13 protein-coding genes are annotated in these 16,123 nt (G+C 64.5%); 6 read left to right on the top strand and 7 right to left on the bottom strand.

Features of this window, described 5'->3' with window-relative positions:
- Nucleotides 1-74 precede the first annotated feature (74 nt).
- Nucleotides 75-314: a hypothetical protein gene (locus E4T66_RS11335; RefSeq protein WP_136849155.1), complete on the top strand. Its 240-nt coding sequence runs from the start codon at nucleotides 75-77 to the stop codon at nucleotides 312-314.
- 16 nt (nucleotides 315-330) lie between these two features.
- Here E4T66_RS11335 and E4T66_RS11330 read toward each other — a convergent pair whose 3' ends face one another.
- Nucleotides 331-2,421, bottom strand: a complete 2,091-nt coding sequence (locus E4T66_RS11330; RefSeq protein WP_136849154.1) for a 3-hydroxyacyl-CoA dehydrogenase NAD-binding domain-containing protein — start codon at nucleotides 2,419-2,421, stop codon at nucleotides 331-333.
- 235 nt (nucleotides 2,422-2,656) lie between these two features.
- Here E4T66_RS11330 and E4T66_RS11325 point away from each other — a divergent pair, with 235 nt between their 5' ends.
- The 3 genes from E4T66_RS11325 (at nucleotide 2,657) to E4T66_RS11315 (ending at nucleotide 6,387) form a co-directional block, all read left to right on the top strand.
- A complete protein-coding gene (locus tag E4T66_RS11325; RefSeq protein ID WP_136849153.1) occupies nucleotides 2,657-3,856 on the top strand; it encodes an acyl-CoA dehydrogenase family protein in 1,200 nt (399 codons plus the stop codon).
- A gap of 14 nt (nucleotides 3,857-3,870) precedes the next feature.
- On the top strand, nucleotides 3,871-5,007 hold the full coding sequence (locus E4T66_RS11320; protein ID WP_136849152.1) for an acyl-CoA dehydrogenase family protein: 1,137 nt from the start codon (nucleotides 3,871-3,873) through the stop codon (nucleotides 5,005-5,007).
- Between the two features lie 126 nt (nucleotides 5,008-5,133).
- The gene (locus E4T66_RS11315) at nucleotides 5,134-6,387 is read left to right on the top strand and encodes a Yip1 family protein (protein ID WP_136849151.1); all 1,254 of its coding nucleotides are present in this window, start codon (nucleotides 5,134-5,136) and stop codon (nucleotides 6,385-6,387) included.
- A gap of 27 nt (nucleotides 6,388-6,414) precedes the next feature.
- On the opposite strand, the gene E4T66_RS11310 is transcribed toward E4T66_RS11315, so the two are convergent.
- Nucleotides 6,415-6,666, bottom strand: coding sequence for a hypothetical protein (locus tag E4T66_RS11310; protein WP_136849150.1), 252 nt, complete (start codon nucleotides 6,664-6,666; stop codon nucleotides 6,415-6,417).
- 145 nt (nucleotides 6,667-6,811) lie between these two features.
- On the opposite strand from E4T66_RS11310, the gene ppnN reads away from it, so the two are divergent.
- Nucleotides 6,812-8,182, top strand: a complete 1,371-nt coding sequence (gene ppnN / locus E4T66_RS11305) for a nucleotide 5'-monophosphate nucleosidase PpnN (protein WP_136849149.1) — start codon at nucleotides 6,812-6,814, stop codon at nucleotides 8,180-8,182.
- A gap of 153 nt (nucleotides 8,183-8,335) precedes the next feature.
- Here the strand turns inward: ppnN and E4T66_RS11300 are convergent, their stop codons facing one another.
- From E4T66_RS11300 to E4T66_RS11290, 3 genes are all read right to left on the bottom strand, one after another.
- Nucleotides 8,336-8,854: a hypothetical protein gene (locus tag E4T66_RS11300; RefSeq protein WP_136849148.1), complete on the bottom strand. Its 519-nt coding sequence runs from the start codon at nucleotides 8,852-8,854 to the stop codon at nucleotides 8,336-8,338.
- A 180-nt stretch (nucleotides 8,855-9,034) separates the two neighbouring features.
- Complete coding sequence (locus tag E4T66_RS11295; protein WP_136849147.1) at nucleotides 9,035-9,520, bottom strand: nuclear transport factor 2 family protein; 486 nt, start codon at nucleotides 9,518-9,520, stop codon at nucleotides 9,035-9,037.
- A gap of 63 nt (nucleotides 9,521-9,583) precedes the next feature.
- On the bottom strand, nucleotides 9,584-11,728 hold the full coding sequence (locus E4T66_RS11290) for a M3 family metallopeptidase (protein ID WP_136849146.1): 2,145 nt from the start codon (nucleotides 11,726-11,728) through the stop codon (nucleotides 9,584-9,586).
- Nucleotides 11,729-12,083: 355 nt separating this feature from the next.
- Here E4T66_RS11290 and E4T66_RS11285 point away from each other — a divergent pair, with 355 nt between their 5' ends.
- Complete coding sequence (locus E4T66_RS11285) at nucleotides 12,084-12,458, top strand: hypothetical protein (protein ID WP_136849145.1); 375 nt, start codon at nucleotides 12,084-12,086, stop codon at nucleotides 12,456-12,458.
- A gap of 60 nt (nucleotides 12,459-12,518) precedes the next feature.
- Here E4T66_RS11285 and E4T66_RS11280 read toward each other — a convergent pair whose 3' ends face one another.
- Together E4T66_RS11280 and E4T66_RS11275 are read right to left on the bottom strand one after the other, a co-directional pair.
- Nucleotides 12,519-14,204: a dipeptidyl-peptidase 3 family protein gene (locus tag E4T66_RS11280; protein ID WP_136849144.1), complete on the bottom strand. Its 1,686-nt coding sequence runs from the start codon at nucleotides 14,202-14,204 to the stop codon at nucleotides 12,519-12,521.
- A 91-nt stretch (nucleotides 14,205-14,295) separates the two neighbouring features.
- Nucleotides 14,296-15,624 (bottom strand): spinster family MFS transporter, encoded by a 1,329-nt coding sequence (locus tag E4T66_RS11275; RefSeq protein WP_136849143.1) that lies wholly within the window; start codon nucleotides 15,622-15,624, stop codon nucleotides 14,296-14,298.
- Nucleotides 15,625-16,123 lie beyond the last annotated feature (499 nt).

Below are 16,123 nucleotides of genomic sequence, written 5' to 3'. Positions count from 1 at the left end.
GCTTGCACTGGCCGGCAGTGCGGGCGACCATCGATTCAACCCGAGCGCGAGTCTCGGGTATCACGGGGATGACCATGAAACAACGATGGATGACCAGCGTCGCAGCGCTGCTGCTGTGCGCCTGCGCCGGCGCGCCACCGCCGGAGCCGCCGCGTCTGGCGCAGGAGGCGCCCAGCGGCGCACGTGGCACCGCATGCAGCATTCACTGCGACGACCGCGACTACTCCGCACGGTGCCCGCGCAATGCCGCGCCCGTGTGCCAGTGCGAATCGAAGCCTTACGCCTACTGCATGCTGGTCGACGCGCCGCAGTGAGCGGCGCTATCCACGCTTAGTTGAAGTTGCGTCCCTCGTCGGCCAGGCGCTGCAGCAGCGGCGCCGGCGTCCAGAACGCGGCATCAGCACCCGGCATCGCGGCGAATTCAAGCATGCGCTGAGCCACTTTGGGCAGTCTCATCATGTCCGCGTACAGCATCGGGCCACCGCGATGCGACGGAAAGCCGTATCCGTTCAGATAGACCATGTCGATGTCGGAGGCGCGTTGCGCAATGCCTTCTTCGAGGATGCGCGCACCTTCGTTGACGAGCGCGTAGATCAGGCGCTCGACGATTTCGTTGTCGGAGATCGCGCGCGGCGTAATGCCGGCCTCCTTGCGGTACTCGACGATCAGCTGCTCGACCTCTGCGTCCGGATGCGCCTTGCGGTCGCCAGACTCGTAGCGGTACCAGCCCTTGCCGGTCTTCTGACCGTAACGGCCGGCTTCGCACAGACGGTCGGCAATCACCGAGCGCGGCATCTCCGGATGTTCTGCGTAGTGGCGCTTGCGCACGTACCAGCTGACATCGTTGCCGGCCAGATCGCTCATGCGGAACGGTCCCATCGCCATGCCCCAGCGTTCCAGCGCGACGTCGACCTGCTGCGGTAACGCGCCCTCGGCCAGCAGTTGCAGCGCCTGCGCGCTGTACCGGTGAATCATGCGGTTGCCAATGAAGCCGTCGCAGACACCGGCGACCACGGGCAGCTTGCGGATGCGCGTCGCCAATTGCATCACCGTCGCCAGCACGTCCTTGGCGGTTTTCTCGCCGCGTACGACTTCGAGCAGACGCATGACATTGGCCGGCGAGAAGAAATGCGTGCCGATCACATCCTGCGGGCGACGGGTGAATGCGGCGATCCGGTTGACGTCCAGCGTCGAGGTATTGGTGGCGAGGATCGCGCCGGGTTTCATGACCCGGTCCAGCGCCTCGAACACGGTCTTCTTCACGTCCATGTCCTCGAACACCGCTTCGATCACGATGTCGGCGTCGCCGATCTCGGCATAGTCGAGCGTGGGCTGGATCAGCGCCATGCGTGCGTCGAGCTTGTCCTGCGTCAGCTTGCCGCGAGTCAGTGCACGCTCGTAGTTCTTGCGAATGACCGCGAGCCCGCGCTCCAGAGCGTCCTGCTGCAGCTCCAGAATCTTGACCGGAATGCCGGCGTTGGCGAAGTTCATCGCGATTCCACCGCCCATGGTGCCGGCGCCGATCACCGCTGCCGAGCGGATTTCGCGCAGTGGCGTGTCGGCCGGGACGTCGGCGATCTTGGTCGCCGTGCGTTCGCCGAAAAACGCGTGACGCAGTGCGCGCGATTCCGGTGTCCGCACCAGCGCCGCGAAGGCGGAAAGTTCGACGGCGAGTCCCTTGTCGAACGGCATCGACACCGCGGCGGCAATCGCATCGATGCATTTCATCGGCGCCGGGAGCGGGCTGGCATTGTTGAAGACCTGCGCGCGCGCGGCTTCGATTTTTTCCATCGCTTTCGGATCGTCAACCGCGCGATCGCGAACCCGGGGCAGTGGCCGCGGGCCGGCGGCCAGCTGCGCGGCCCGAGTCAGTGCATGCTGCAGCAGATCGCTGTCGACGACCGCATCGAACAGCGCGCCTCCGGCCATCCGCTGGGCCGGCACGATGGCGCCGGTCACAATCATGTTCAAGGCAGTTTCGATTTTGACGACACGCGGCAATCGCTGCGTGCCGCCTGCGCCCGGCAACAGTCCCAGACGCACCTCGGGCAGCGCAATCATGGCGTTGCCGAGCGCAACGCGGCCATGGCAGCCCAGTGCCAGTTCGAGGCCGCCGCCCATGCACGCGCCCGAAATTGCGGCGACGACCGGTTTGGGTGCGCGCTCGATCGTGGCGATCACCGTGTGCAGGTTCGGCTCGGCCAGCATTTTCGGCGTGCCGAACTCGCGGATGTCGGCGCCGCCTGAGAACGCCTGGGGTGTGCCGATCAATACCACCGCGTCGATGGCGGTGTCGGCCATGGCGCGGTTGATCCCTTCGATCAGATCGCTGCGCAGATCCTGGCCCAGACCGTTGACCGGGGGATTGTTCATCGTGATCACGGCGGTACGGTTCTGAACGTCGTAGCGGCTCACGCGCATGTCGGCACATCCTCTGGAAGCGGGTCGAAGGGCTGCGAGCCTAGTGCGGTAGCGACGCGGGAGGCAAATGAAATCGGCGCATTTCGCTGCATTCGATTCGGTAATTTGAATAACCGCAACGCATGAGGGCGGCAAATGTCTGCCGATGCGGCAGCTGCATTTGTCGACGGCGTCCGAGGCCCCTAAGCTCGACGCCCAGATGGTGGCTATGGCCACGCCCTATGCGGAGTGCGGTATGGATCTGAATTTCACGCCGGACGAACAGCGCTTTCGCGCCGATGTCCGTGCATTCATCGACGCGAACCTGCCCACGGCGATTCGCGACAAGGTACTGAACGGCAAGCGACTGAGTAAGGATGATTTCCTGACCTGGCACAAGATCCTGTACCGCCAGGGCTGGGTTGCCGCGAACTGGCCGGTGGAATTTGGCGGCACCGGCTGGACCGCGGTGCAGCAGCACATCTTCAGCGAAGAGGCTGCCGATGCGGGTGCGCCGGGGCTGATGCCGTTCGGTCTGGTGATGGTCGCACCGGTGATCATGGCATTCGGCAATCGCGCGCAGCAGGAGTACTTCCTGCCGCGCATCCTGTCCGGTGAGGACTGGTGGTGTCAGGGCTACTCGGAGCCGGGCTCGGGTTCGGATCTGGCATCGCTGAAGACGCGCGCCGAGCGCGTCGGCGACAAATACATTGTCAATGGCCAGAAGACCTGGACCACGCTGGGACAATACGCCGACTGGATTTTCTGCCTGGTCCGCACCTCGGTGGATGCGCGCAAGCAGGAAGGCATTTCGTTCCTGCTGATCGACATGAAGACGCCCGGCATCCAGGTGCGGCCGATCATCATGCTCGACGGCGAGCACGAGGTGAACGAAGTCTGGTTCGACAATGTTGAAGTGCCGGTGCAGAACCTTGTTGGCGAAGAGAACAAGGGCTGGACCTACGCCAAGTTCCTGCTTGGGCACGAGCGCACCGGCATCGCCGAAGTCGGGCGCTCCAAGCGCCGGCTCAAACGCCTGAAGGATATCGCCGCGCGCCAATGCGGAACCGACGGCCGCCCGCTGATCGAGGATCTGCGCTTCCGCGATCGCATTGCGCAGGTCGAGATCGAGTTGATGGCGCTGGAGATCACCAATCTGCGCGTGATCGCGGCCGAGATGGAGAAGAAAGCGCCCGGACCGGAGGCCTCGCTGCTGAAGATTCGCGGCTCGGAAATTCAGCAGACGCTGAGCGAGCTGCTGATGCTGGCGCTGGGTAGCGATGCGCTGCCGTATCAGGAGGCCGCACTTGATGCCGGCTACGACGGACCGCTGGCCGGTCCGGACTACGCCGCGCCGCTGGCCGGCCAGTATTTCAACACGCGGAAAACGACGATTTACGGCGGATCCAACGAGATCCAGAAGAACATCATCTCCAAGATGATTCTCGGATTCTGAGGAGCAGACCCTTCATGGATTTCACATTTACCGAAGAGCAGCACCAGTTCCAGGACAGCCTGCAGCGTTTCGTGCGCAAGGACTACGATTTCGAGCGACGCCGCGCGATCATCGCCAGCGACGCCGGATGGAGTCGCGAGGTGTGGCAGCAGCTGGCGGAGATGGGCGTGATGGCGCTGGCACTGCCCGAGGCTTACGACGGTTTTGGCGGTGGCGGCTTCGATACCTTGCTGGTGATGGAAGCACTGGGACGCGGCATGGTGGTCGAGCCTTATCTGGCGACGGTCGTGCTCGGGGCTGGCGTGCTGATCGACGCGGGCAGTGCGGCGCAACGCCAGGCAGTGCTGCCGGCGGTGGCCGCTGGCGAACGACTGCTGGCACTGGCACATGACGAGCCCGGCCAGCGTTATGCATCGTCGACGATTGCGACTACGGCGCAGGCGGTCGACGGCGGTTATCGTATCGATGGGCAGAAGTCTGTGGTGCTGCATGGCGCCGAGGCGGACCAGCTGATCGTGTCGGCACGAACCGCGGGCGACGTTCGCGATGCGCAGGGCATCTCGCTGTTTCTGGTGGATGCGACAGCGCCGGGCGTCGAGCGTTTCGGCTATCCGACCCAGGACGGCCTGCGCGCCGCCAGCATCCGCTTCAACAACGTTCGCGTCGGCGCGGATGCACTCATCGGCACGGAACATGAAGCGCTGGCGGTGATCGAGAAGGCACTGGATCGCGGCATTGCTGCACTGTGTGCCGAGGCGGTCGGCAACATGACGGCGACGATCGAAGCGACTGTCGGCTATCTGAAGACGCGCAAGCAGTTCGGCGTGCCGATCGGCACCTTCCAGGCGCTGCAGCATCGTGCCGTCGACATGTACCTGCATGCTGAACAGGCGCGCTCGATGGCCTATCTGGCCGCAGCCAAGCTGGAAGCGCCCTCCGGCGAGCGACGGCAGGCGGTTTCGGCGGCCAAGGTGCTGGTGTCGCAGAGCGCACACTTTGTCGGACAGCAGGCGGTGCAGTTGCACGGCGGCATCGGGGTCACCGACGAACTCGCGGTCAGTCACTACTTCAAGCGCCTGACGATGATCTCGATGCTGTTCGGCGACGCCGATTTTCACCTCGATCGCTTCGGGCAGCACCTCGCCGCCTGAATGTGACGGACTGCATTGAGCGCGACACGCGGCACGACTAAGCTGGGGACGGCGGTCCGCTGACGACACAGTCTGTTGCTGTGCGTCGCTCAGCGGGTGGAGTCCTGCAGGTTCTGGAGCCGAACGATGGAACGTGATCGAGTCCTGGCGCGTGTGCGCGAAGTACTGCTGAATCCTGCGGCCGAATGGTCGGTGATTGCAGCCGAGCCCGATACCGTCGCCGGACTGTACCGGCGCTACATCCTGTGGCTCGCCGCATTGCCGGCGATTGCCGGCTTCCTGAAGATCAGCGTGTTCGGCATCGGCATGCCGATGTTCGGCTCGGTACGCATCGGCTTTGGTTCCGGGCTGATCAATGCGGTACTGCAGTACGGCGTCGGCCTGGTCGTGGTTTACCTGCTGGCCTTGCTGGTGAATGCGCTGGCACCCAGCTTCGGTGCGCAGAAGGACATGACCCAGGCGCTGAAGACCACCGCCTATGCATCGACGGCCAGCTGGATCGGCGGTGCGCTGGTGCTGGTGCCCTGGCTGGGCGCATTGCTGGCGCTCTGCGGCGGTCTGTATGCGATCTATCTGCTGTATCTCGGACTGCCGAAGGTGATGGGCTGCGCCCCCGAACGGGCGCTGCCGTATACCGCGGTGACGGTGCTGTGCGCGGTGATCCTGTCGCTGGTTCTGGGTTCGGTTGTGGCTCGACTCAGTGGCATCCACATGCCCGCACATCATCGCGGTGGCAATGTCGAGATCAGTGCCGGCGGCAAGACCCTGAAGATCGATGCCGACCGTATCGATGCCTGGTCGAAGAAAGTCGAAGCGGCGGGCAAGCAGCTCGAGGCTGCGCAAGAAAGCGGCGACAGCGCCGCGCGGCAGAAAGCGACGGGGGAGATGATGACCGCGCTGCTGGGTGGGCAGGCAGTCGAAGCGCTGAGCACGGAACAGCTCAAGCCGTTTGTGCCGGAGACGCTGGGTGACTTGAAGCGGATCAGCTATTCGGTCAAGCGCAGCGTGGTGCTCGGCGTGCAGACTGCGACGGCCGAAGCGCGCTACGCCGATGCCGACGCCAAGCGCTCACTGGATCTGCAGATCACCGATACCGGGGGCGCCAAGGCGCTGGCGGCACTGGCGGGCTGGGCGATCCAGGCCATCGACAGCGAATCGGATACCGGTTACGAACGCGTCTATCGCGAGGGCGAGCGTTCAGTGCGCGAGCAGTGGCACGCCGATACCCGGTCCGGCACCTACAGCCTGCTGCTGGGCGAACGGTTCACCGTGGTGCTCGAGGGTCAGGATATCGGAATGGACGCACTCAAGCGCTATGCCGGTGCGCTGGATCTGGATGCGCTGGAAGCGCTGAAGACACAGGGCGTCGCTCCCGGCTGAGCCGGGAGCGATTCAGTGCGGAACGGACTATTCCAGCGGCCCCATCTGCGCGGCCAGATCGGTCAACACTTCGGTATAGGCTTCCATCACGATCTTGCCGAAGTCAGGATTCTTGACCGCAACCTGTTTCAGGACTTCAACGGTCTGCGCGTCGAACATCTCGAACAGATCGGCGATCTGCTCGGCATGGGGTGAAGTGCGGATCAGGGCGGCAACGGCCACGCGGATGGCGGCGCCTTCACCGACCAGTTCGGCAATGGTTTCTTGCAGGTCATTCATGGCAATCGTCGCATCCATGGCATTGAGGGGTGCGCAGACTAGCACCATCTGCGTGCGCCCGAACTGATCACCGTCAGCGTGCCCGTGATCGCTCCAGTCGCCGTATCATCTGGCGCTCTGCGCAGAGCGCGAACTATCGGAAGCCATGAGCTATCAAGTCGTCGATGCGGTGATTTCGCCGGAAGGCAGCCTTGCCGTGCTGTCGCGCAGCGAAGCCGCCAAATTGCTGGATGCCAGTCATGGCGGGCTGTATCACCTGTTCCGGCAGTGCGCGCTCGCAGTCCTCAACTGCGGCAGCCCGATCGACGACGGCCGCGAGCTGCTGCAGCGCTATCCGGATTTTGAGATTCGCGTGGTGCCGGAAGAGCGCGGCATCAAGCTGGCGCTGCGCAGTGCGCCAGCCGAAGCCTTCGTCGACGGCAAGATGATCCGCGGCATCAGCGAACATCTGTTTTCGGTCCTGCGGGATCTGCTGTTCGTCGGCAACGACGTGCTGAACAACCCGAATTTCGACCTCGACAGCGCCGATGGCACCACCGACGCCGTATTCCACATCCTGCGCAACGCCGGAGTATTGCGCCAGAACCTGGAACCGCGACTGGTGGTGTGCTGGGGCGGGCATTCGATCTCGCGCCACGAGTATGACTACAGCAAGGTCGTGGGCTATCAGCTTGGCCTGCGGGGAATCGATATCGGCACGGGTTGCGGCCCGGGGGCAATGAAAGGCCCGATGAAGGGCGCGGCCGTGGCGCACGCCAAGCAGCGCATCGTCGGTGGCCAGTATCTGGGCATCACCGAGCCCGGCATCATCGCCGCCGAAGCGCCGAACCCCATCGTCAATTCGCTGGTGATCCTGCCCGATATCGAGAAGCGGCTTGAGGCCTTTGTGCGCACCGCGCACGGCATCGTCGTACTGCCGGGGGGCGCGGGGACGGCCGAGGAAATCCTGTATCTGCTCGGCATCCTGCTGCATCCGGACAACGCCGGCCTGCCGTTTCCGCTGATCTTCACCGGTCCGGCCTCTGCGGCCGAGTATTTCCGCCAGATCGACGCCTTCATTGGCGCGACGCTGGGCGAGCCTGCGCGCCAGCTGTACCAGATCATCGTCGATGATCCGGCGCGTGTGGCTCGCGAGATGCACGCCGGGATCCAGCGCGTGCGCGACTTCCGCGCGGAGCACGATGACGCGTTCTACTTCAACTGGCTGTTGAAGATTGCGCCAGCGTTCCAACGCCCGTTCGTGCCGACCCACGACGCCATGCGAGCGCTCGACCTGCATCGTGATCAGGCGCCGCATGAACTCGCAGGTCATCTGCGCCGCGCGTTCTCCGGTATCGTCGCCGGCAACGTCAAGGCCGACGGCATTCGCGAAGTTGAAGCCAAGGGCCCGTTCGAACTCGACGGCGATGCCGACATCCTGGATCCGCTGGACGCCTTGCTGACCGCCTTCGTTGCGCAGCAGCGGATGAAGCTGCCGGGCACCCAGTACGTACCGTGCTATCGCATCGTACGCTGAGGGAGCCGTCCACTGCGGGTGACGCACTGAGTCGCTGTGAAGCAGCGCAACGTCGAGTTCGACCGCCGCGGACCGTGATGTCCCGGTGGTTGTGATCCTGCGTACCCGAACCTGAAGCCGGTCGCGGTTCGTATCACCGCGCGCGGTTCGGACTCAGGTCTCCAGCTGCTGGACAACGGGTGCGGTGTGTCCCATCGAAGCGAGTCTGCGCGACAGCCGGAACGCATAGGTCTCGACCACGCGCCAGTCCCAGTCGGATACGGCGCCAAGCTCGGGATAACGTGCTTCGCGCGAGCGGGCGCGCGCTTCGGAGTTGACGACCACCCGGCACTGCAACGTGTTGGGCCAGGTGAAATATTGATGCAGGCGAATGATGCCCCAGCCGCTCAGTGAGTAGCGGAACGACTTGCCGTCGCGCGGAGGATCAATCGCCACCTTGCGTTCGAAGATGTGACCCTTCATCGAGGGATACCACAGGCCAAACGAATAGTTGTGTACACCCGCCTTGGCGCAGGCCGCGGCCTTGGCGCGAACCTCTGCCGGCGTGGTGAAGTGTTCCAGCGGCTCCCCGAGTTCGGACTCGGACGCCGCGACCACGGGGACCTCCGGGTGAAACGCGGCTTCTACCAGGGCACCGAAGTCGGCGGCGGTAATCACGGTGGCCAGGGTCACGGAACGTCCTATGCGAGTAAGGGTGAGGCCCCGCGCAGACGTCGGATTGAGCGCCTGTCGTGGAGTATCGGATATCGAAAAGCGCCAGAATCTCCCGGCGCGCAGTGCGCACGGTAGCACCGCTTGGCCCGACCCCCAACATGAATGGCGCGCGACCAAAGGCCACGACGGTGCAGGCCCTCAGCGGCTGGTCAGCAGGTAGCGATCCAGATTGCTGCGTGCCTGCGCGCGGACCTTGCCGCGCAGCATCGGGGTCCAGCCGAGCAATACACCGGCCGGGCCGAGTGCCTGGCGCGACCAGCGCCACAGACCGAAGCGATCGTGGTGCTCGACGATCAGGCCGTCGGTGAAGCGGAATTCGGCGTCGATGATGTTGTGCACCATGCGACCGGTCGCGCTGAAGCGGTAATGCGCCTCCCAGTGCGCGCGGCCGCCGCGGTCGTCGGCGCTGACGTCACGGAACTGCAGCTGCCAGACATCGCGGCCGTTGGCGGTGATGGCATCGCACAGCATGTGCCACATGCCGGAGATCTCGTTGCTTCCGTCGAGTGTGAACACGGGGTCGTCGAAGCACGCGTTTTCCGCGTAGCAGGCGGCCATCGCATCGGCGTCCAGACGCACGAAGGCCCGATAGAACGTGTCGATCAGCTGTGCGTTCGGATGCATTTCAGTGCTCCCTGTGAGCCAGACACCGGAGGCATTCGCAGCACCGCCGGTGCCGGGTGGACATCAATGCGTGCTGTCGAGTTTCAGGCCGCGGCGTTCGAGCAGGGGTTCGATCGACGGTTCGGCGCCACGGAAGTCGCGGAACAGTTCCATCGGGTCCACGCTTTCGCCGCGTGACAGCAGCTTGGCACGGAACCAGTCGCCGTTGGCGCGCTCCAGACCGCCATGCAGCTTGAACCATTCGACCGTGTCGGCGTCGAGCACTTCGCTCCAGATGTAGGCGTAGTAGCCGGCCGAGTAGCCGCCGGAGAACACGTGGGCGAAGTAGGTGCTGCGATAGCGCGGCGGCACCGGCGCGAAGTCGACGCCGGCCTTCTTCAGCGCGGCGGCTTCAAAGTCCATGACCTTGGCGGCGGCGGGCGCCTGCTCCGGCGTGATGCGATGCCAGGCCATGTCGAGCAGCGCGGCGGCGAGATATTCGGTGGTCGCGAAGCCCTGGTTGAACTTCTGCGTGGCCAGCACCTTGTCGACCAGTTCCTGCGGCATGGCCTCGCCGGTCTGGTAGTGGCGTGCGTAGTTCTTCAGCACTTCCGGCCAGGTCGCCCACATCTCGTTGACCTGGGACGGATATTCGACGAAGTCACGCGGCACGTTGGTGCCGGCGAAGGTCGGGTACTTCACGTTCGAGAACAGCCCGTGCAGTGCATGGCCGAACTCGTGGAACATCGTCGTGACCTCATCGAAGGTCATCAGTGTTGGCTCGCCTTCCGGCGGCTTCGGGATGTTGAGGTTGTTGACGACAACCGGCACCGCGCCGAACAGACCGGACTGCGGCACGAACTCGTTCATCCAGGCGCCGCCGCGCTTGCTGTCGCGCGCGTAGACGTCGGTCAGGAACAGGCCCAGCGGCGAGCCATCGGCATTGAACACCTCGAACACGCGCACGTCGGCCTGATAGACCGGCAGATCGTGACGCTCCTTGAACGTCAGACCGTACAGCCGGTTCGCGGCATAGAACACGCCGTCCTGCAGTACATGGTTGAGTTCCAGATAGGGGCGCATCTGCGACTCGTCGAATTCGTAGCGCGCTTTGCGAACCTTCTCCGCGTAGTACGCCCAGTCCCAGGGCTGCAGCTTGAATCCGCCTTTCTCCTGATCGATCAGCTTCTGCATGTCAGCGGCTTCGACGTGCGCATTGGCAACGGCGGCGGGTGCCAGCTTCTCAAGCATCGCCACCGCGGCTTCCGGCGTCTTGGCGGTCTGCGTCTCCAGACGATACGCCGCATGGGTCGGGTAGCCGAGCAGCTGCGCCCGTTCTGCACGCAGACGCGCGATCTCGGTGGTGATCTCGCGATTGTCGAACTCGCCGCCGCTGTTGCCGCGGCCGATCGAGGTCTTGAAGATGCGCTCGCGCAGCGCGCGGTTCTGCAGGTTGGTCAGCGGCGGCTGACCGGTGGTGTTCTGCAGCGGCAGCACATACTGGCCTTCGAGATCGCGGGCCTTGGCGGCGGCAGCGGCGGCGGCAATGTCGTCGTCCGACAGTCCGGCCAGTTCCGCCTTGTCCTTGACGATCACGGCCTTGGCGTTGGTTTCCTTCAGCAGGTTCTGTTCGAACTGCGTGGTCAGCGACGACAGCTTTTCGTTGATCGCGCGCAGGCGGGTCTTGTCATCCTCGCCGAGCTGGGCGCCGGCGCGCACGAAGTCGCGGTGATAGCGCTCGAGCAGGCGCAGCGATTCGGCATCCAGCCCCAGGGTGTCGCGGGCCTCGTACAGTTTGGTTACGCGCGCATACAGCGCCGCGTTCAGATAGATCGTGTCCGAATGCGCGGACAGCTTCGGCGCCAGCTCCGCTTCCAGCGCCTGGATCTGCGGATTGGTGTGCGACGAGGACAGATTGAAGAACACCAGTTGCACGCGCTCCAGCAGGCGGCCCGATCGTTCCATCGCGAGGATCGTATTGTCGAAGCTCGGCGCGTCCGGACTGGCGGCGATGGCATCAATCTCGCGCAGCTGTTCGGCCATGCCGGCCTCGAACGCTGGTGCGTAGTGCGCGTCCTGAATGCGGTCGAACGGCGGCAGCTGATACGGCAGCGTGCTGGCTTCGAAGAACGGATTGTCGCCAGCGCTGTTGCCGGTCTGGCTTGGGAGCTGAGCGCAGGCGCTGAGCAGAACGCTGCCGGCAACGGCCATCTTCAGAGAGGTGTGCATGGGGTCTTCCGGTGAGGCACCGCGCGCTGACGCCGGCTGCGCGCCGTCGGCGGGCAGATTCGTTTTCGGGTCGGTCATCGCAAGGCTGAAGTCATGGGTAGGTCTGTGGGCCCGTCGCGGCATCTCCGCTCCAGAGCCATGTGCCACCGCCCAGGATGAACTTCGCTCACGCGGGTCCCGAAAGTCTGGCGGCTGTCCCGAGCCTACACGGAGAAACGGGGGGCGGGTACCGGGGCAACCCCCAGCCTGACGGCGTGCGGATGCCACGCGCTCGACGCCATGCCCTTCCAAGGCTGGGTCTTGCACGGCGGATGCGCCAACGGCACGATTTGGTGACAACAGGGGAGGTCAAACGATGAAATCAACAATCCTGGCGCTAACAGCGCTGGTCATGATCGCAGGTTGTGCAGGCGTTTCGCAGAGCGTGGGTCCGTATGGTGTCGAGCAGCATGCAGGTCCGTTTCATCAGAGTGTCGGCCCCGGCGGGGTCAAGCAGGGCGTCGGCAGTTCCGGCCCACAGCAGTCAGTCGGGCCGGGCGGGGTCTACCAGGGCTTTGGCGGCTATGGCGGCGCGGGCGCTCCGCAGTCTGCAGGCAGCAGCTGCAGCATCGACTGCGCCGGTCGTTCGCACGCAGTCAGTTGCCCCGGTAGCGCGACACCGGTTTGCCAGTGCGGGCATGAACCATTTGCCGCCTGCATGGTGCCGGGTCGTCCTTCGAGCGGCGGTTGAAACGAAAACGGGCGGGACTCGCGTAAGTCCCGCCCGTTGATTCATGCGCGGTGGGGCGTTCTACAGTCCGAGAACGGACGCGCCCTGCTCGAAGCGGATGTCGACCGGAATCTTCGCCTGACTGAGGCGCTTCAGATCGCCGGCCAGTGAGTCATCCACGATGCCGAGCGTGTCGGTCATCTGCTTGGCGGCGTCGAAGTCGCCGTCGCCCTGGATCGTCAGCAGCCTGGCGGACAGATCCTTCATCGCCAGCTGCATCTTCTCGAAGTTGACACGGTAGCGGCCGGTCTCGGCATCGCGCTCGAAGGCGCCATGCTCGCGGAAGAAGTTGAAGCGCAGCATGTTGGCCTTGCCGTGGGCGTCGCTGGCGCCGAAGCGCACCGAGCGGAAGATGCCGGCCATGAAGGTGACGTAGTTGTCCATCAGCTTGTCGGCGTCCAGTTCGCCCTTCTGCGCGAGCTTGGTCACCATGTACAAGCCGAGAATGTCGGCCTTGCCTTCCTCGAAGCTGGACGCGTATTCCTTCAGCGCCTCGCGCACGGTGCCGCGGTCGTTGAGCGTGTTCTTGATGCCCAGACCATGCGCGACTTCGTGGAACATCGTGTTCTGGAAGAAGGCGTCGAAGCTCAGATGCTTGAGCTGATCGTCGGCGATCAGTTCGCGCGCGATCGGCATCAGGATGCGGTCGAACTTGGCCTGCATCACGTTTTCCAGCTGCAGCCGGCGCGAGCCCTTTTCGAGCTGCACCACTTCGTCGTTCGGCAGATTGATGGCGATGGTCTTGGCGCCGACGTTGGCATCGCCGGCGTAGTAGACCGCTTCGTAGGCATTCAGATCGGCGTCGCTGCCCGGCGTTTCCTGCTTGTAGGCGTCCGGCACCGGCAAGCCGCGCTGCAGTTCCGGCAGGTACTGCGCAAAGCGGGCCAGGCGCTCGCTCCAGGCCACGTCCTTGACCAGCACATAGGCTTCGTACGCGGCCTTGTAGCCGTAGAGCTGGTCCTCGTAGGTTTCGATCGGGCCGATCACCAGATCCAGGCGATTGGTCTTCATGTCCATCCACGCCATGTCGCTGGGGCGATAGTCGTCCGACAGCAACGCGTCGGCGCGCAGTTCCAGATAGCGCTTGAAGCCGGCGTCCTCAGCCAGCGCCGCGGCCTGCCGCAGCAGATCGGCCGCCTGCTTGATCGGTGCGGCGTAGGCCTCGTGGTACGGCACGGTGATCAGCTTGCCGTCGGCGTCACGCCGCAGCAGCGTGTACAGCCCGGTCTTGTCCGCCAGATCGGCGGCTTCGAACTCGGCCTTGCTCATGTCCTGCGGATACAGCTGCGCCGCGGGCGGGCGCGGGCCGACGCCGTCGATGAACGGGTGATCCTCGTTCAGGCGGTCCCAGGGGCCGTAGTTGATGTCGGCCAGTTCGCGCAGCGCAGGGTCCTTGATCGTGCCCAGCAGCGCATCGCGCTCACCCCAGGCCTGCAGCCAGAAGATCTCGTCCATCGTCTGCGCCGCTTGGATCAGCAACGGCAGCATCTTGCGTTGGTTGTCGCTGAGACCGTCGAGCTTCGCGGTGAGCTGTACGGTGGCGTAGTCGCCGGCATGCTGCTGCGCATAGTTCGGCGCCGCAGCCGGGGTCGCTTCCGTCGCGGGCGGCTGGGCCGTCTGCGCATTGGAGTCGGCCTTGTCGCGGGAGTTGCATGCGCTCAACGCCAGGGCGGACGTGGCGAGTGCGGCGACGAGGAGAGGGCGCATGGCGGCTCCGGATGCGTTCGATGGGAGCAGCAGGCTACACAGGCTGCCCCTAGCTTGAAAGCGGGAAGCTACCCAAGCCCAGGTTTGAGTATCAGACGGCGGGCGCCGCGCGCAGGCGTTCCAGCATCTGGCTGTAGGGCTTCATGCCGGCGGTCAGGAACAGGAGCGAGGCGAGGCTCGCCAGGCTGCCGACGATCAGCATCGACCAGCGCAGCGCGTAATCGTCCGCGAACAGGTAGTCGGTAAACAGCGCGATGGCGGTCGGGCCGAGCCCCAGCCCGATCATGTTGGTCATGAACAGGTAGACCGCCGTGGTCTGTCCGCGCATGCGGTTGGGGACGATCTCCTGCAGCGCCGCCGGCGCCGCGCCGAAGGGCATTGCCAGCGCGAACACCGGCGGCACCAGTGCAATGGCGGCCAATGTACCGGTGGGCGCGATCAGATACAGCGCGCCGCCGCCGATGGACACGACGGCGGCCAGCACGCCGATGCGCAGCGCCGCGTCGGTCTTGCCCTGGCGAATCCAGCGGTCCGCCAGACGCCCGCCGAGGATGATGCCGGCCGAGGCGAACACCATCACGATCAGGCCGAAGACGATGCCGATCTGCGGCGCCGTCCAGCCATGCGTGCGCACAAAGTAGGTCGGTATCCACGCGGTGGTGCCGTAGGAGCACATCGCCAGCAGCGCGAAGCCGATGTTGTGATTGAGCACGGCGCGGCGGTTGGCCCACAGATAGCCGGCGACTTCCGACAGCGGCAGGCTGTCCTGACCCGCGACCGTGCCGTGGCGCGCCGGCTCGCGGACAAGGAAGAACGCAAGACTGAAGACGATGCCGGTCGCGCCGAGGATCAGGAATACGAGCTGCCACGGATGCACGTCGCCAATCACCGGCACGCTCACGGCGCCCTGCGCGGCCGCGTACTGCACGACCAGCCCGCCGACCAGAAAGGCGATGCCCGAGCCCAGGAAGATACCCATTGAGTACACGCTCATCGCGCTCGACCGGCGTTCCGGCGGGAAGTAGTCCGCGATCATCGAATACGCGGCCGGTGACAGCGCGGCCTCGCCGACGCCGACACCGATGCGGAACATCAGCAACTGCCAGTAGTGCCGCGCGATGCCGCACATCGCCGTCATCGCGCTCCAGACCAGAATGCCCGCGACGATCAGGCCGCGGCGGCTCTTGCTGTCCGCGATGCGCGCCAGCGGAATGCCGAGGATCGTGTAGAACAGCGCAAACGAAAAGCCCATCAGCAGGCTCATCTGCGTGTCGCTGATGCCGAGGTCGCGGCGGATCGGCCCGACCAGCAGATTGAGAATCTGGCGATCCACGAACGAAATGACGTAGGTGATCATCAGGATCACAACCACGAACCATGGGTACGCCAGCGACGCCGGTGTCCGGCTGTTCTGCAGCATGCGCCTTTCTCCTCGTATGGCGTGACGCACCCACAGGTGTGTCCGCTGGTTATGTCCGGATTGTACGCAGGAGTGTTGTACTCAGGGGCGGTGGGCTTCGGTATCGGATGGGAGCTGATTGCCGGCGGCTATGCGTCAGCGCAGGGGGATGTGCCGAATGTGTCGGTGCCAAATAGCGGCAGGATTCGCAGGGCTGCACCATCAAATGGTTGCAATGGATTGACGCAGGTGGTGCGAGATCAGGCGGGCAGTGGTTTGATTTTTAAGCCAAGCGGGTGGTTGGGGAGAAACTGCAAGGCACGATCCAAAGTGTCTTTTGTAGCCACTGCGAACGGCCGCGATCAGCCCGAAGGTGACGGTGAATCCACCCTCCTAGTTGCCACGAAGCGGATGTTGGCCGCCGGCCCAACGACAGCGCGCGGCTGTTGCTCACGGGTCTCTCGTGCCAGAAGTGACTTAACACACTTTACACAGTTGTGACGGTGATAAGCGGTTTCTA

The organism is Sinimarinibacterium arenosum, from assembly GCF_005047655.1.
In the GTDB taxonomy this organism is placed as follows: domain Bacteria; phylum Pseudomonadota; class Gammaproteobacteria; order Nevskiales; family Nevskiaceae; genus Solimonas.
This window is presented reverse-complemented; position numbering and strand designations above follow the sequence as displayed.

Bases quoted from the DNA above. Each gene is read 5' to 3' on its own strand.
- E4T66_RS11335 (WP_136849155.1), top strand. From the start codon at position 75: ATGAAACAACGATGGATGACCAGCGTCGCAGCGCTGCTGCTGTGCGCC.
- E4T66_RS11330 (WP_136849154.1), bottom strand. From the start codon at position 2,421: ATGCGCGTGAGCCGCTACGACGTTCAGAACCGTACCGCCGTGATCACG.
- E4T66_RS11325 (WP_136849153.1), top strand. From the start codon at position 2,657: ATGGATCTGAATTTCACGCCGGACGAACAGCGCTTTCGCGCCGATGTC.
- E4T66_RS11320 (WP_136849152.1), top strand. From the start codon at position 3,871: ATGGATTTCACATTTACCGAAGAGCAGCACCAGTTCCAGGACAGCCTG.
- E4T66_RS11315 (WP_136849151.1), top strand. From the start codon at position 5,134: ATGGAACGTGATCGAGTCCTGGCGCGTGTGCGCGAAGTACTGCTGAAT.
- E4T66_RS11310 (WP_136849150.1), bottom strand. From the start codon at position 6,666: ATGAATGACCTGCAAGAAACCATTGCCGAACTGGTCGGTGAAGGCGCC.
- ppnN (WP_136849149.1), top strand. From the start codon at position 6,812: ATGAGCTATCAAGTCGTCGATGCGGTGATTTCGCCGGAAGGCAGCCTT.
- E4T66_RS11295 (WP_136849147.1), bottom strand. From the start codon at position 9,520: ATGCATCCGAACGCACAGCTGATCGACACGTTCTATCGGGCCTTCGTG.
- E4T66_RS11290 (WP_136849146.1), bottom strand. From the start codon at position 11,728: ATGCACACCTCTCTGAAGATGGCCGTTGCCGGCAGCGTTCTGCTCAGC.
- E4T66_RS11285 (WP_136849145.1), top strand. From the start codon at position 12,084: ATGAAATCAACAATCCTGGCGCTAACAGCGCTGGTCATGATCGCAGGT.
- E4T66_RS11280 (WP_136849144.1), bottom strand. From the start codon at position 14,204: ATGCGCCCTCTCCTCGTCGCCGCACTCGCCACGTCCGCCCTGGCGTTG.
- E4T66_RS11275 (WP_136849143.1), bottom strand. From the start codon at position 15,624: ATGCTGCAGAACAGCCGGACACCGGCGTCGCTGGCGTACCCATGGTTC.